The sequence below is a fragment of the Aliagarivorans marinus DSM 23064 genome, assembly GCF_000429485.1.
Taxonomy (GTDB): Bacteria; Pseudomonadota; Gammaproteobacteria; order Enterobacterales; family Celerinatantimonadaceae; genus Aliagarivorans; species Aliagarivorans marinus.
Genome location: NZ_AUBY01000021.1, coordinates 39,733 through 55,446, shown reverse-complemented (window position 1 = coordinate 55,446; position 15,714 = coordinate 39,733). Strand labels below are relative to the sequence as shown.

General features: G+C 51.9%; 12 protein-coding genes. 11 read left to right on the top strand and 1 reads right to left on the bottom strand.

Features of this window, described 5'->3' with window-relative positions:
• Positions 1-10: 10 nt before the first annotated feature.
• From atpG to glmU, 6 genes are all read left to right on the top strand, one after another.
• Complete coding sequence (gene atpG / locus G461_RS0110185) at positions 11-871, top strand: F0F1 ATP synthase subunit gamma (protein WP_026959414.1); 861 nt, start codon at positions 11-13, stop codon at positions 869-871.
• Positions 872-905: 34 nt separating this feature from the next.
• Positions 906-2,285 carry a F0F1 ATP synthase subunit beta gene (gene atpD / locus G461_RS0110180; RefSeq protein WP_026959413.1) on the top strand — a complete coding sequence of 460 codons (1,380 nt, stop codon included), beginning with the start codon at positions 906-908 and terminating at the stop codon, positions 2,283-2,285.
• Between the two features lie 28 nt (positions 2,286-2,313).
• Positions 2,314-2,739, top strand: coding sequence for a F0F1 ATP synthase subunit epsilon (locus G461_RS0110175; protein WP_026959412.1), 426 nt, complete (start codon positions 2,314-2,316; stop codon positions 2,737-2,739).
• Between the two features lie 140 nt (positions 2,740-2,879).
• Positions 2,880-4,535, top strand: a complete 1,656-nt coding sequence (locus G461_RS0110170) for an ATPase RavA domain-containing protein (protein ID WP_026971758.1) — start codon at positions 2,880-2,882, stop codon at positions 4,533-4,535.
• A gap of 2 nt (positions 4,536-4,537) precedes the next feature.
• Entirely contained in the window at positions 4,538-5,992 is a 1,455-nt protein-coding gene (viaA, locus tag G461_RS0110165; RefSeq protein WP_211236265.1) for an ATPase RavA stimulator ViaA, read from the top strand.
• 48 nt (positions 5,993-6,040) lie between these two features.
• Positions 6,041-7,405: a bifunctional UDP-N-acetylglucosamine diphosphorylase/glucosamine-1-phosphate N-acetyltransferase GlmU gene (gene glmU / locus G461_RS0110160; RefSeq protein WP_026971756.1), complete on the top strand. Its 1,365-nt coding sequence runs from the start codon at positions 6,041-6,043 to the stop codon at positions 7,403-7,405.
• A 3-nt stretch (positions 7,406-7,408) separates the two neighbouring features.
• Here the strand turns inward: glmU and G461_RS23895 are convergent, their stop codons facing one another.
• Positions 7,409-8,197: a hypothetical protein gene (locus tag G461_RS23895; RefSeq protein ID WP_051333492.1), complete on the bottom strand. Its 789-nt coding sequence runs from the start codon at positions 8,195-8,197 to the stop codon at positions 7,409-7,411.
• 200 nt (positions 8,198-8,397) lie between these two features.
• Between G461_RS23895 and G461_RS0110150 the strand changes: the two genes are divergently transcribed.
• The 5 genes from G461_RS0110150 to G461_RS0110130 all read left to right on the top strand — a co-directional run bounded on the left by G461_RS0110150 (position 8,398) and on the right by G461_RS0110130 (position 15,709).
• The gene (locus tag G461_RS0110150) at positions 8,398-9,156 is read left to right on the top strand and encodes a DeoR family transcriptional regulator (protein WP_026971755.1); all 759 of its coding nucleotides are present in this window, start codon (positions 8,398-8,400) and stop codon (positions 9,154-9,156) included.
• A 7-nt stretch (positions 9,157-9,163) separates the two neighbouring features.
• Complete coding sequence (gene glmS, locus G461_RS0110145; RefSeq protein WP_026971754.1) at positions 9,164-10,996, top strand: glutamine--fructose-6-phosphate transaminase (isomerizing); 1,833 nt, start codon at positions 9,164-9,166, stop codon at positions 10,994-10,996.
• A 129-nt stretch (positions 10,997-11,125) separates the two neighbouring features.
• A complete protein-coding gene (locus tag G461_RS0110140; RefSeq protein ID WP_342664367.1) occupies positions 11,126-11,968 on the top strand; it encodes a TnsA endonuclease N-terminal domain-containing protein in 843 nt (280 codons plus the stop codon).
• Entirely contained in the window at positions 11,952-14,036 is a 2,085-nt protein-coding gene (locus tag G461_RS0110135) for a Mu transposase C-terminal domain-containing protein (protein ID WP_026959405.1), read from the top strand. Before G461_RS0110140 ends, G461_RS0110135 begins: the two co-directional genes overlap by 17 nt.
• Before the next feature lie 5 nt (positions 14,037-14,041).
• Positions 14,042-15,709, top strand: coding sequence for an ATP-binding protein (locus G461_RS0110130; protein ID WP_026959404.1), 1,668 nt, complete (start codon positions 14,042-14,044; stop codon positions 15,707-15,709).
• The last annotated feature ends 5 nt before the right edge of the window (positions 15,710-15,714 follow it).

Genomic DNA, 15,714 nt, shown 5'->3' with positions numbered 1-15,714 from the left:
GCGAACAGTTATGGCCGGCGCTAAAGAGATTAAAGGTAAGATTGGCAGTGTAAAAAACACCCAAAAGATTACCAAAGCTATGGAAATGGTAGCTGCCAGTAAGATGCGGCGTACTCAAGAGCAAATGGAGTCCAGCCGCCCTTACGCAGATGCCATGCGCAACGTAATTGGTCATATCGCCTTGGGTCACCTCGAGTACAAACATCCGTATGTGGTCGAGCGTGAAGCCAAGCGAGTGGGCTATATCATCGTTTCTACCGACCGTGGTCTTTGTGGTGGTTTGAACATCAACCTGTTCAAGCGAACCATCAAAGAGATTCAGCAATGGCAAGATCAGGGCGTCGAAGTTGAAATGGCCCTGATTGGTGGTAAAGCGGCGGGCTTCTTCCCTCACCATGGGAAGGTGCTAGCGCAAAACACCGGTTTGGCTGATAACCCGACGGTAGAAGAGTTGATTGGTACGGTGAAGGTAATGCTGGATGAGTACGACGAGGGCAAACTCGATCGTATCTATGTGGTGTTCAATAAGTTTATTAACACCATGACCCAGGAGCCGCATATCGACCAATTACTACCGCTGCCTAAAGCTGATGACCCGGAAATCGCCAGTCGCAATTGGGATTACCTGTACGAGCCGAATGCCGAAGAGATCCTCGATGGCCTGATGGTTCGTTACATCGAATCTCAGGTGTATCAAGCTGTGGTGGAAAACCTGGCGTGTGAGCAAGCGGCGCGAATGGTTGCGATGAAAGCAGCAACCGATAATGCGGGCAGTCTTATTGATGACCTTCAGTTGGTTTACAACAAGGAACGTCAAGCGGCAATTACCCAAGAACTGGGTGAGATTTCTGCGGGAGCGGCAGCCGTTTAGGCTTAGGTAACGGAATAAATTTAGAGGAATCAACATGAGTAACGGTAACATCGTCCAAGTAATTGGCGCTGTTGTGGACGTTGAATTTCCACAGGACAGTGTACCTAAGGTATACGATGCCCTTGAGGTTCAAAACCAAGAAAAGCTGGTGCTTGAAGTTCAGCAGCAAATTGGTGGCGGCGTGGTTCGTTGTATCTGTATGGGTGCATCGGAAGGCCTAAGCCGCGGCTTGGAAGTATCTAATACCGGTGACGCTATCACCGTACCTGTGGGTGAAGGTACCCTGGGACGGATTATGAACGTACTGGGACACCCTATCGATGGTAAGGGTGACCTAAGCGTTGACGATAGCTATCAAATTCACCGTACAGCCCCGACCTACGAAGAGCAAAGTAGCTCTACCGAACTGTTAGAGACTGGCGTAAAGGTTATCGACCTTATCTGCCCGTTTGCGAAAGGCGGTAAGATTGGTCTGTTCGGTGGTGCGGGTGTTGGTAAGACCGTAAACATGATGGAGCTTATCAACAACATCGCGAAAGCTCACTCAGGTCTGTCGGTATTTGCCGGTGTCGGTGAGCGTACCCGTGAAGGTAACGACTTCTACTACGAGATGGAAGAAGCGGGCGTACTCGACAAAGTGGCCATGGTTTATGGTCAGATGAACGAGCCACCAGGAAACCGTCTACGCGTGGCACTGACCGGCCTAACCATGGCTGAGAAGTTCCGTGACGAAGGTAAAGACGTACTGCTGTTCATCGATAACATCTATCGTTACACCCTGGCCGGTACTGAAGTATCAGCACTGTTGGGTCGTATGCCATCGGCGGTAGGTTACCAGCCTACCCTGGCAGAAGAGATGGGTGTACTTCAGGAACGTATTACCTCAACCAAAACTGGCTCGATTACCTCGATCCAGGCGGTATACGTCCCTGCGGATGACTTGACTGACCCCAGCCCAGCAACCACCTTCGCCCACTTGGATGCGACGGTAGTACTGAGCCGTAACATTGCCTCGATGGGCTTGTACCCGGCGATTGACCCGCTGGATTCAACCTCTCGTCAGCTTGACCCGCTAGTCGTTGGCCAAGAGCACTACGAGACTGCTCGTGGTGTGCAAGGTGTACTGCAGCGCTACAAAGAGCTGAAGGACATTATTGCGATTCTGGGTATGGACGAGCTGTCTGAAGAAGACAAACTGACCGTATCACGTGCGCGTAAGATCGAGAAGTTCCTGACTCAGAGCTACCACGTAGCCGAGGTATTTACCGGCGAGCCGGGGGTACTGGTACCGCTGAAAGATACCATTCGCAGCTTCAAAGGCCTGTTGGCTGGCGACTACGATGATATCCCAGAGCAAGCCTTCCTGTACGCCGCCGATATTGACGACGTACTCGAACGTGCCAAGAGCATGTAAGCTTGCCAAGACGAGATAGGAGGCAAGTATGGCTGCAATGACGGTTCACCTTGAAGTGGTAAGCGCAGAGAAGAAAATCTTCTCTGGCTTGGTGGAGCATTTGCGGGTAACTGGTGTGGAAGGTGAGTTGGGTGTGCTGTATGGCCACGCCCCACTGCTAACACCGGTCAAGCCTGGAATGGTTCGCCTGACCAAGCAACATGGTGAGGAACAGCTGATTTACATCTCCGGGGGCTACCTGGAGGTTCAGCCAAACAGCGTAACGGTGCTGGCTGACACGGCTATCCGTGGTGAAGAGCTGGATCGTGCCAAGTCTGAACGCGCCCGCAAAGAAGCGGAAGCGCAGATCCGTAACCCAACCGGGGATATGGACTTCAACAAAGCGCAAGTGGAGTTGAATAAGGCAATGGCTCAGCTGCAAGTTATCCAGCTGCTAGGTAAAACACTCAGCTAGTTGGCTTTGATTAGAAAGGCGCCTGTGGGCGCCTTTTTTGTTTGGTGAGTTTAGGATGTACGTCAAACAATGTTCGCTACCTCTGCAAAACTCCCCTGCTATATTTCTTAAATTCGCAAAACTAAGGGAGATATGACCCCATGTCGGATACCTACCGGCTAAGTCACTCCGATAAACAGCTGCTGTCTGAGCGCATCTCTGAGCTACTTGATGCCTTAAGCGCTGGGATCTATGAGCGCGAAGAGAGCTTCCGTTTATGTTTACTGGCGGCACTGGCCGGCGAAAGTGTGTTCCTGTTGGGCCCGCCGGGAATCGCCAAAAGCATGATCGCCAAGCGCTTGGCCGAGGCCTTCGACCAAGCCAGTTTCTTTGACTACCTAATGACTCGCTTCTCCACACCTGAAGAGGTGTTTGGCCCGCTCTCTATCCAGGAGCTAAAAGACCACGGCAAGTATTTGCGGCTCATCGATGGCTACCTGCCGAGCAGCGAAGTGGTGTTCCTCGATGAGATCTGGAAGGCGGGACCGGCGATCCTCAATACCCTGCTCACGGTGGTGAACGAGCGAGTGTTTCGCAACGGCGCCGAGGTCATTGATGTGCCAATGCGCCTGCTGGTGACCGCATCCAACGAATTACCGGAAGAAGATAGCGGCCTGGAAGCCCTGTATGACCGGATGTTGCTGCGGGTGTTCGTTAATCGCATCCAGCAAAAAGAGAATTTTAAGGCGATGTTACTGGGTGAGTATCAGCTGCCAGAGGTCGCCAGTGAGCTGCGCATTACCCATCAGGAGTACCACTATTGGCAGCAATGCCTGCAGCGGGTTGAGCTCCCCGAATCGGTATTCGATGTGATCTATAAGCTCAAGCAAGCGATTGAGCAGGTTCCCGCTGAGCTGAGCGAGCTTTCCGAACAGGCCAAAGACCTCTATGTATCCGACCGACGTTGGAAAAAAGCGCTGCACCTGCTCAAAGCCAGCGCCTTTTTTAACGGCCGTCATGAGATTAACCCCTTAGATGTGCTGCTGCTCGAGGACTGCCTATGGCATAACCTCGAGAGTCGCCAGTATGTGCAGGCCTGTGTGCAGCACTTTGCAGTGAACAATGCCTTTAGCCAACTGGCGATAGTGGAAGGCTGTGAGCTACTGCAGGCTGAGTACTTGCAGCTGCAAACAGATATCGCCCAGCAGTTGCAGTTGATGGCTTCGGTTGAGGTGGGTCTGCGTAAAGAGTTCTTCCAGATCGATCTCAGTAATGCGAGGCCGTTTTCCAGCGAGGTGGGGGCAAAACTGATCCGTTTGGTGGTGCTGCAGCAGAATCAGGGTGTAAACGAACGTGACCACGGAGAAACCCGTTGGGTTTACTTAGAGCCTGAACAGCTGCTCAAACGCATTCGCGCAGGAGAAGCTGAGCTACTAGGCTATGTGAATCAGTCGAAAACGCTGATGACCCTGCGCATTGAGCTCGATGCTAGCCACGGGCTAGTGATCCGCGATATCGCCAGTCGTCCCCTACCCCTAGGTTTGGTGAGCGCTGACGGTATCGATGATGAGCTCAAGCAGCGCTGGTCAGCTAAGGTAGATGATTTGCAACAGCAACTAAAACAACTCGAGATCCAGCTGGTCCAAAGTCGCCGCTTGTTCCACCAAGCCCTGCCCCACAGCTTTATCAACCCCCGCTTGCCTGAACTGGTAGAAGCCAGTTTGGTCTCGGCCGAACAACAGGTGGCTAAGCTCAAGGGGCAGATAGAGCGCCATCTCTACCGTTTGCAAAACATCGCTGAGTTCTTCGAGTCCTGATTATGTTCGATAGTGTGCAATTGGGCGTGATGCTCGCAGAATCAGGCTTACTCGACGAGGCGGTGCGCGAGGTTATGCTCAAGCCGCAGTTGATGATGATGGCTGAATCCAGTGCCGATATTAAGTCGGCCATGAAAGGTCAGCTCAGTAAGTGGCGGGGTCAGCTACAGCAGCAGTTAAGCCGTGTTCCACAAGAGCAGCGCTTTGCCAAAGAGATCCAGCAGTATCAGTTGGCCATTGAGATGGATGCGGTGGATTTTGCTCTGCATGTCGATGATATCGTCGAGGGTTTAGCGGAGCACTCCCCCTTCTATCTGGAAGCCAAGAAACTCACTGAAGATGGCCGTCGTCGCCTCAGTCCGATGTTCCAAAGCTACTTTTGCAATCGCTGGTTTGAGTCCTTGTTGCTCTCACTCAAAGAAGCGCAGCTGCACGAGCTAGAGCAAAGCAAGCAGGCGCTGTTAGAGGATTTATACCAACGCGCAGAGACCTTACAAGAGCTGGCCGAGCTGCAGCAACAAGGTGATTGGCGTAAGGTCGGCCGGCTTTGGGATATGGCGGCCTGCAAACTGACCAAGCGCGAGCACAAACAGCTGCTGCGGGTGGCGCGTTTTTTAAAAGAGCGTAAGGGTCTGCAGGAGATCGCCGAGAGCATTGGTCGGCGCGCCTCTGAGCAGCAACCGGCCGACCACCAGCAGGCCTGCGAAGAGCAGCTTAGCCTGCAGCAAGAGCAGAGCCAAAGCTGTAACGATGACATCGTGGGTATCCACGAAAGCGATGATATATCCAAGCTGCTGCCCAGCGAGACCTTGTTCCTAGCCTATCCCGAGCTAGAGGTGGTGTTCTACAAGCACTTGGTCGACAAGCGCCTGCTCAACTACCAGCAACAAGGTAAGCAACACAGCCTGAGCAAGGTTGCGACTGAAAAGGTCGATATCGGCCCGCCGCAGCTACCCAAAGGGCCATTTGTGCTGGCCATCGATTGCTCCGGGTCGATGCAGGGCTTTCCTGAGCGCTGCGCCAAGGCCTTGGCCTATGGCTTGATGGAGATAGCGTTGGCCGAGAAGCGTGACTGCTATGTGATGCTGTTCTCCAGCGAGCTGATCTGCTACGAGCTAACCCGCCAGGATGGGTTGCGTGAAGCGCTTAGCTTTTTAAGCTACAGCTTTCATGGTGGCACCGATATCAACAAGCTCTTGGCTGCCGCGATTGAGCAGTTCCAGCAGCAACGCTACCTCAACGCCGACTTGCTGGTACTGTCTGATTTTATCGCACCAGCACCGCCAGAGTCCTTGCTCGGCGACGTTACCCAGATCAAGCAGTCGGAGAATCGCTTTCATGCGGTCAACCTAAGCCGCTATGGCAATCCTTCGCTAATGACCATCTTCGATGAAGTGTGGGATTACCACAATCACCTGACAAAAAACTTGGTGAAGCGGTTTTCATCTGCTTCTTAAGCTTTATAGTAATAGCCAGACACACCAAGGTATCTGATAGGAATCACTATGAATTTCAGCGTAGCTATTCTCGCTGCAGGCAAAGGAACGCGTATGCGCTCCGATCTACCCAAAGTTCTTCATAAGCTGGCAAACAAGCCGATGGTGCAGCATGTTATCGACACCGCCAAGACCCTGTCTCCTTCGGCGGTTCATCTGATTTATGGCCATGGTGCGGAGCTGCTAAAGGCGCAGATCTCAGAGCCAGAGTTGAACTGGGTGCATCAGGCCGAGCAGCTGGGTACCGGCCACGCCATGCAGCAAGCCGCGCCTTACTTTGGTGATGATGAAGCGGTGGTGATGCTCTATGGCGATACCCCATTGATTGCCAAAGAAACCATTGAGCAGTTAACCCAAGCCTTGCCGGAAGGCGGCATCGCACTGCTTACCGTGAACCTGGATGACCCAACTGGCTATGGCCGTATCGTGCGCAATGCGCAAGGCGTTACCGCCATTGTTGAGCACAAAGATGCCTCGCCCGAGCAACTAGCGATTTGCGAAGTGAATACCGGTGTGCTGGTAGCCAAAGGGCGCGACTTTAAACGTTGGTTGGCGCAACTCAATAACGACAATGCCCAAGGCGAGTACTACGTAACTGACTTGATTGAGATGGCGGTGCAGGACGGAAAGACCGTGCAAACAGTGCAGCCCGCCTCACTGGTTGAGGTGCAAGGGGTAAATGACCGTATCCAGCTCAACCGCTTGGAGCGCGCCTACCAACTACAGCAAGCTGAAGCCTTGTTGGCAGACGGCGTGAGCCTGAGTGATGCCACCCGCTTCGATCTGCGTGGTGAGCTTAGCATTGGTAAAGACTGTTTTATCGACATTAATGTGGTCATTGAAGGCAAGGTCAGCATAGGCAATGGGGTAACCATTGAGCCTAACTGTGTACTGCGCAACTGCAGCATTGCCGATGGCGCCACGGTTAAAGCCAACTCGGTGATCGAGCAGGCAGAAATGGGCGAGCAGTCTTCTGCCGGCCCGTTTGCGCGTTTGCGCCCGGGTGCCAAGCTGGCCAAAGATGCCCATATCGGCAACTTTGTTGAGATGAAGAATGCTGTGTTGGGCGAAGGCTCTAAGGCCGGACACCTGACTTATCTGGGCGATACTGAGGTGGGTCAGCAGGTGAACATTGGTGCGGGCACCATCACCTGTAACTACGACGGTGCCAATAAACACAAAACGGTGATCGAAGACGGCGCCTTTATCGGCAGCGACAGCCAATTGGTGGCACCGGTAACGGTGGGTAAAAACGCCACTGTGGGCGCGGGAACGACCGTTACCTCTGATGTTGAAGCAGAGGCCTTGGCAATCTCGCGAACCCGCCAGCGCAATCTTAGCGGCTGGAAGCGTCCTACCAAGGGCGACAAGTAAGCCTTAAAAACGGTAACGCACATTAAGCATCGGGCCGCGGTAGTTATAGCGCAGCTCGGTGCTATCCCAATCAACTTCGACCCGGTAGTAGTTGTAGCCCAAGCCGATATCCCAGTCAGGGGTCAATGTATATTTCAGCCCTGCATGTACATCCAGCAAACTTCCCGAAATATCATCAACTTTCAGATAGAACCACTGCACATGGGTGTCTAGCCACAGTTGCTTGTAGAGCTGGTAGTTAAACCACATGCCTATATCTGGTAAGGGCGCAGTCACCGAATCACTGACGCTTTGCTCCCCCGATTCCACTCTGGCGCACTCACTCTCACCACTTGGCAGAGTGACACAGCCGCTGAGCTCGCCCGAGAATCCCAAGTCGATAAACATCAGATGCAATCCTAGCGATACGCCGGCCTCTGCATTGGGCCGCTGATAAAAGGAGTAGGCATAGCCTAGCCGCGCGACATCGATATCTAAGCGGGTCTCAATGTGGGAGCCAGCGGTGATGCCGCTTTCTGGGTGTTCTGGGATAACAAAGTCGACTTCAGAGACGTTAGCTGCGCTGCGGTGTAGCCGTTTCCAGTCCAGGTAGACAATGTGGCGTTCGTTAAAGCGATAACCTAGCCACAAGTAGGGCAGGACTTGGTTATCCCTAAGCGCCAGGGCGTCTTCGAAATCCAAGGTAATCGGGTTGCCATCAAGTGCCTTGCTGGTGACCGTAGAGTCGGTTTTTGCCCAGAAGCCACCGATATCCACCACAAAATCACCGGCCCATGCGGGGCTGCCAAACAAACAAAATAGTACTAAGAGTGTCGAAGTGCATTTCACTGTTGCCGTCCTTAGCGAAGTGAAGTGTAAAAGAGTTATTAGTGAGCTAATAATAAATATAAGTGATCCGCGCTCAGGTATCGACCACTAGTTGCGTTTGAACGTTGCTAGTTATCATTGTTTTTATTAGTCTTTTTTCGAAGTGAAACCTTGGACGTTTAGAAATGAAATATACGCCCCAACAGCGCCGTCGTCTTTTAATGCAACACCTTGAGCAGCACGGTGAACTTAGCGTCGATCAAATGGCATCCGAGCTACAAACCTCCGAGGTGACCATCCGCAAGGATTTAGCCGCACTCGAGAGTAGCGGGTTGCTGTTGCGTCGCTATGGCGGTGCTATCCCACTTCCCTCCGAGATGGCGGCAGAAAAGCCCGGTGAGCCGGTTTCAAAGCGAAAGCTGGCGATAGCCAAGGCGGCTGCCAAACTGATCCGCGATCACAATCGCTTGATTATCGACAGTGGCTCAACCACCGCCGCCATGCTGCCTGAGCTGGGTAACAAGCAAGGGCTGATCGTGATGACTAACTCCTTGAACATTGCCAATAGCCTGCGGGAATTGGAGAACGAGCCTACCCTGCTGATGACCGGCGGCACTTGGGACCCGCATTCCGAGGCGTTCCAAGGACAGGTCGCAGAACAGGTGCTGCGCGCCTATGACTTCGATCAGTTGTTTGTCGGCGCCGATGGCATCGATATCAATCGAGGCACAACTACCTTCAACGAGTTGATTGGTTTAAGCCGGGTGATGGCAGAAGCGGCCCGCGAAGTCATCGTGATGGTGGAAGCCGACAAAGTGGGGCGAAAAATCCCCAATTTGGAGCTCCCTTGGGACTCTATCGATACCTTGGTAACAGACAAAACCCTTTCCAGCGAAGACCGCGCAAGCATTGAAGCGCTGGGTATCAAATTAATTATTGTGTGAGGATCTTATGTGCGGAATTGTAGGTGCAGTTGCACAGCGTGATGTCGCAGATATTCTAGTAGAAGGACTACGCCGACTGGAGTATCGCGGCTACGACTCAGCCGGAGTGGCAACCATTGACGGCGATGGCCAGTTGCAGCGGGTTCGCCGCTTGGGCAAGGTTCAGGAGCTAGCCGATGCCTTAGTGCAAACCCCGGTCATTGGCGGCACAGGTATCGCCCATACCCGTTGGGCAACCCATGGCGAGCCGAGCGAGCGCAACGCCCACCCCCATGTTTCATGTGAAACGATTGCCGTGGTGCACAACGGCATTATCGAAAACCACGCCGAGTTGCGTGAGCAGCTCAAAGCCGAGGGCTATCACTTTAGCTCCGACACCGATACCGAGGTGATCGCCCATCTGGTCGACCATAAAATTAAGCATCACGAAACGCTTTTGAGCGCGGTGCAATCGGCGGTGTCTGAGCTGGAAGGCGCCTATGGCACGGTGATCATGGATAAGCGCGATCCTTCCAAGGTTGTAGTGGCCCGCTCTGGCAGCCCCTTGGTGATTGGCTATGGTCTCGGCGAAAACTTTATCGCCTCCGATCAGCTCGCCCTGCTTCCGGTAACCCGTCGCTTCAGCTTTTTAGAAGAAGGCGATGTAGCCGAGGTCACCCGCTTTGAAGTGAATATCTTTGATAAGAATGGCGAGCCGGTGGTACGCGATATCATCGAGTCCAACGCCTCCCACGATGCCGGAGACAAAGGCCAGTACCGCCACTACATGCTCAAAGAGATCTACGAGCAGCCTTTGGCCTTGCAGCGCACCTTGGATGGCCGCCTGGGCCAAGGGCGGGTATTGGATGATGTATTTGGTGATAACGCTGTTGAGCTGCTTAGCGATGTGAAACATGTACAGATCATCGCCTGTGGCACCAGCTATCATGCTGGTATGGTGGCGCGCTACTGGTTCGAAGAGCTGGCTGGCGTAAGCTGTAACGTCGAAATCGCCTCAGAGTTTCGCTATCGCAAGTCGGTGGTACTACCCAACAGCCTACTGGTGACCATCTCGCAAAGCGGTGAGACCGCCGATACCTTAGCGGCGCTGCGTCTGGCCAAAGAACAAGGTTATATGGCCAGCTTGACCATCTGTAACGTGCCCGGTTCGTCACTGGTGCGTGAGTCAGACATGGCCTATATGATGAAAGCGGGTGCCGAGATTGGCGTGGCGTCAACCAAGGCCTTTACCGTTCAGTTGGCTGGCTTGCTGATGCTAGTGGGCGCGATTGGCCGCCATAACCTGATGAACGATGAGCAAGAAGCCGCGCTGGTGCATGCACTGCAAAGCCTGCCTGCCAAGCTAGAGCAAGCGCTAACCTTGGCCGAGCCTATCGAAGCCCTAGCCGAAGAGTTCGCTGATATGCAGCATAGTCTGTTCCTCGGCCGTGGCAGCCAATACCCCATCGCGATGGAAGGGGCGCTCAAGCTTAAAGAGATCTCCTATATCCACGCCGAAGCCTATGCAGCGGGAGAGCTGAAGCATGGCCCCTTGGCACTGATTGATGCCGAAATGCCGATTATCGTGGTGGCGCCTAATAACGAACTGTTGGAGAAGCTTAAATCCAACGTGGAAGAGGTGCGTGCCCGCGGTGGTATTCTTTACGTGTTTGCTGACGGCGACGCCAAGTTCGAAAGTGATGACACCATGCGGGTACTGAGTGTTCCACATGTCGACGAGCTGATCGCCCCAATTGTCTACACCGTACCTCTACAGCTACTGTCTTACTACGTGGCATTGATTAAAGGTACCGATGTGGACCAGCCGCGTAATCTGGCGAAGTCGGTAACCGTGGAATAAACATTTTATGTGGATAAAAAGGAGGTGTGGGAGAGTAATAAAGTCTCATACTGAGTAATAAAGATTCATACTGAGTAATAAAGTTGCATACTAAGGCCGTCAAGCATATGCTCAAATAGTGAGCATGGTTTGGCGGTTTTTGTTATGGCAAAAGGGAAGTACGAACTCACTGAAGCGAAGATCCGGCGTTGGATTAAACAAGGCCGGGGTCAAGGGCGCGGAGCTGACTACAAACCATGGATAACCGTTCGAGATGTTCCCTCTGATGGGCGCTCACATCGTACGTTTGGTCACAAAACCCAGCGCACCCATCATCTACTTTCCGATTTAGAGCTTGCTGTCTTTCTTATGCTTGAGTGGCATCGTGATACCCAAGATATTCGCGAGCAGTTCCCACTGGATCGTGAAGTTACACGGGTACTTGCTGCCGATGCTGGTATTCGACATCCTAAAAGTGGTCAGATACTCAATGTAATGTCATCAGATTTTCTGGTGAACACCCGCGATGCCCAACAACCCAAGTTTGCTCTGCAGGCTAAATACTCTAAGTTTTTGGCCGATGCCGCCACGGTTGAGAAGCTCGAGCTAGAACGTCGGTATTGGGAAGAAAAATCTATTCCTTGGATGATCGTTACTGAAAAAGAGATCCCCAAGGTCGTCTTCAGTAACATCCTTTGGCTTTATCCAGAGCAATCAAACTCGCAGCCTCAACAGAGCTTACTGAATAAGCTCAGTTTCTACGCCCATCAGATGAATGAAAACCCAGATCTACGAGTGGTCGATATTGCGAAAAAGCTGGATGTGGCTTACTCCCTAGAGCCTGGCGAGTCGCTGTTTGAGATGCGCCAGTTGTTGGCATTACGCTGCTTTCAGTTTGATGTTTTCACGCCCTATTTACAGCTAAAGGGGCGTGACCTTTCAGTAGGTAACGTTGCTAAGATGTTGGAGGAACTGAATGTTTCAAACCAATGAGGTAGTCAGTCTTGACGGTCATGAGTACCGCATTCTCAGTTGCTTAACTGGTGAGTACATTTGGATCAGCATCGAGGATGCTTCAGCGTTCCCTGAGCTGATCCGACAGCATGAGTTGGTACAAGCAATTGACGAGGAGCGCTTACTTCGTTGTGAGGACCCATTTGCATCACTCGCCATGATACAGCCGGAAGACGGTACCACTGCCAAGCTCAAACGCGATAAAAACATGGCTGTTATCTCGTCCATTGTTAGCCACCCTGAATACTATGACCGTCGGATCCGTGGGCGCTTGATTGGTGAAGCCATGCAAAAGCATGGTTTCACTAAGCAAACGTTGTATCGCTTATTGCGCCGTTACTGGCAACGTGGACAAATGCCCAATGCCTTACTGCCCGACTACCATAACTCGGGAGCTAAAGGGAAGAAGCGACACGCCAAGGACAAAAAACTAGGCCGGCCACGGGTATACAAACCGGGTATTGGCGCAAATATGGATGCAAGCGTTGAGCGGTTGTTTCGGATAGCCATCGACAAGTACTTACTTAAAGAGAGAAACGCATCAGTTCCCTATGCTTACCGGCGTTTTCAGAGCATATACACGACTCATAATCCACATGTGCCCGAAGAGGAGATCCCCTCAATTTGGCAGATGAAGCACTTCTATAAGCGTGAGTACTCAACTATTGAGAAACTGCAAAAGCGTAACAATAAGAACAACTACCGCAACGATGTTCGGCCTTTAACATCCACCGCAACCACCCAAGCGATGGGTCCTGGAAGCCGCTATGAGATCGATGCAACAATCGCCGATATCTACCTGGTATCAACTCGCGACAAGTCTGCCATTGTGGGAAGACCAACGGTTTATGCGGTTGTCGATGTGTTCTCTCGGCTAATTACCGGGGTATACATTGGTTTTGAAAACCCTTCTTATGCGGTCGCTATGCAAGCGCTTGTGAACTCGATGACCAGTAAAGTGGATTACTGTAAATCCATAGGCTTTGATATCTCTGATGAGCAATGGCCAGCCTTGGGCCTTCCCGATGCAATACTCGCTGATCGCGGTGAGCTACTGGGCCATCAAATTGAATCGCTGGAAAGCAGTTTTTCGGTGCGTATCGAAAACACGCCTCCACATCAAGGCTCCGCTAAAGGCATAGTTGAGAGGCATTTTAAGTGGGTTCAGGCTGACTTTAAGCCTTTTGCGCCGGGCGTGGTAACGGGAACGAAAGTCAAAAAGCGCGGTGGGAAGGACTACCGTTTGGATGCAGCGCTCACCGTACAAGATTTCACTGAGATCATCGTATCTTCGGTACTGATGCACAACCAGTTTGCTGTTCTCAAAAAATACGACCGCGCACCAGATATGCCGACCGATTTGGAGATGACGCCCTTATCCATCTGGAACTGGGGTATCCAAAACCGCACCGGTCGGTTAAGACAAGCCAGTGAGGCTGCACTCAGAGTCGCTATGATGCCCAGAGTGAAAGTATCTACATCTGAGCTGGGTGTATGTGCATTCGGGCTTTATTACACTTGTAGCGAGATGCTTGAGAGCGGCTGGTTACATCGTGATTCGTCAGTCAAACGCCCAGAAAGTTTACTTGCGGCATATGACCCGAACTCCGCCGATCATATCTATCTATTTACTAAAAACGGCTCGCTCGAACATTGGGTATGTAAGCTCTCTGACCATTCGCGTGAGTATCAAGGGTGTTCATTCTGGGATGTATGGCGGCAGCAAGCCAAGCAAAAATCATCAATGGCTAAGCAGCTGTTGGTTGATGATAAGCAGCGCCGCGATCATGAGAGCTTTGTGCAGCAGAAAATCAAGCAAGCCGTTGCTAACAAGCCTAACCACCAAGGGCTCACTAAAGCTGAGAGAATTGCTACCATCAGAAGCAATCGGGAGCAGGAGAAGCAGCAAGAGCGGCAAGGCGCAGCGTATAGCCCTACCAACACAAGCCAGGTTAAAGCCCCTGTCACACCTCTAAGAGCCGAGCAGGAAGATGACTGCACTTACCCTGATTTCATTGATGAGCTGTTTGATGATCATGAGGACTGATAGTTATGACCTTACCTGAAAACACCGTCGATGCCGTGTATCAAGACCCTGGTGTAGAGCGCTATAGGGGGAATCCCTTCATTGAAGCATTGCCGCCAATTATGCAGGTAGAGCAAGTCCGAGACGGACTGCGAGGTAAGGTTAGCTATCAGCCAGGAGATGCATTCTCCGATGGGCGAATCCGTGCACATGAGATTGCAGGCCTGCTCGATGACTTTTTCCAGCCTTTAGCGAACCACCTGCGACTAGAAGAAAAGATCTCAATTATGATGCGCCGTGGCTACGTGGGCCGAAATCTGGAAGATGGTTCGCTCAAAAGTCACTTACAAGATGGTTATGAGCGCATAAAGCGAGGTGAATTGTCGAGCTTTCGCTTTGCTAAAGCGCCTTCTACAGCCAGCAGCTTCGCACTTATCGGTGTGTCAGGCTGCGGTAAAAGCACTACGCTGAATCGTATTTTAGCGAACTACCCGCAAGTGATTTACCACGAAAAGTACAACTTTATTCAGCTGGTTCACCTGAAAATCGAATGCCCGGCAAAGGGTACGCTTAAAAGCTTGTGCGTTAACTTTTTCAGAGCCATCGATCAAAAGCTTAATACTAACTATGAGCAGAAATACACCCAAAAGCGCGTGGGTACCGATACCCTGCTCGCCTTAATGGGTCAAATTGCCACCCAGCGAGCAATTGGCATATTGGTAATCGATGAGATTCAGCGTTTAAGCCGGCAAAGTTCCGATGATGAGAAAGACATGCTGGAATTTTTCGTTGAGCTGGTAAACACCATTGGCGTGCCAGTTGTGTTGGTCGGTACCCCCAAAGCTCGGCCTATTCTTGAGTTGGAGCTTCAATCTGGTCGGCGTGTTGCTGGGTTTGGATCGCTATTTTGGGAGCCTATGAAGAACGAGGCTCCAGAAAGACATAAAGGCTCTGATCGCATTAAGCATTCAGAATGGAGTGCTTTTGCAAGAAAACTTTGGCGCTATCAGTGGCTTCAGCGTAAAGATGACGTGCTGACAGATGAGCTCCGAGATGGTTGGTATGAGTTGACCCAAGGCGTTCACGATATCGTGGTGAAGCTGTTTGTTCTCACTCAGCTGTGGGCAATCGCTAATCGTAGCGAGCGGATCTCACTCAAGTTAATGAGAAAGGTATTTGAAGATGAGTTTAAGCCGGTACACCCTATGCTGGCTGCACTGCGTTCGGGCGATCCAGAACTCGTGGTGAAGTACTCAGACCTACATGTGCCACAAATCGACAAGCAACTACTCGACCTTCGTCAGCGAATTGCTGAAGCAGGTAAACAGGAACCTGAGCTGGGTGTGTTTGATGGCAACCCCCAAGCTCAACGCTTATATCACTTGCTCGTGGGTATGGACTGTGAGGCCAGCCGCGTAGCTCCGTTAGTAGAACGAGCATTTAAGCAAAGCCCCGATATGAAGATACGAGAGCTCATGCCTATTGTTTTGGATTGGTATGAAGGTGACGCTGAAATAGAGCAAGAGGAGGCTCGAAGCGGCCAAGTCGTCAAACCAGCTAACTGGGGGACCCTCAGTGCTAACGACCTGCGCTACCAGTTTTCCAGTGAAGAAGATTTGTACGACACTCTAAATGAGCAAGGAGTCATCTTCCCAATGGAGTCATGGTTGGGTGGATGCAAAACTTGCAGGTAGAGTAT

Coding starts and splice junctions, on each gene's coding strand:
- atpG (WP_026959414.1), top strand. CDS start 11: ATGGCCGGCGCTAAAGAGATTAAAGGTAAGATTGGCAGTGTAAAAAAC.
- atpD (WP_026959413.1), top strand. CDS start 906: ATGAGTAACGGTAACATCGTCCAAGTAATTGGCGCTGTTGTGGACGTT.
- G461_RS0110175 (WP_026959412.1), top strand. CDS start 2,314: ATGGCTGCAATGACGGTTCACCTTGAAGTGGTAAGCGCAGAGAAGAAA.
- G461_RS0110170 (WP_026971758.1), top strand. CDS start 2,880: ATGTCGGATACCTACCGGCTAAGTCACTCCGATAAACAGCTGCTGTCT.
- viaA (WP_211236265.1), top strand. CDS start 4,538: ATGTTCGATAGTGTGCAATTGGGCGTGATGCTCGCAGAATCAGGCTTA.
- glmU (WP_026971756.1), top strand. CDS start 6,041: ATGAATTTCAGCGTAGCTATTCTCGCTGCAGGCAAAGGAACGCGTATG.
- G461_RS0110150 (WP_026971755.1), top strand. CDS start 8,398: ATGAAATATACGCCCCAACAGCGCCGTCGTCTTTTAATGCAACACCTT.
- glmS (WP_026971754.1), top strand. CDS start 9,164: ATGTGCGGAATTGTAGGTGCAGTTGCACAGCGTGATGTCGCAGATATT.
- G461_RS0110135 (WP_026959405.1), top strand. CDS start 11,952: ATGTTTCAAACCAATGAGGTAGTCAGTCTTGACGGTCATGAGTACCGC.
- G461_RS0110130 (WP_026959404.1), top strand. CDS start 14,042: ATGACCTTACCTGAAAACACCGTCGATGCCGTGTATCAAGACCCTGGT.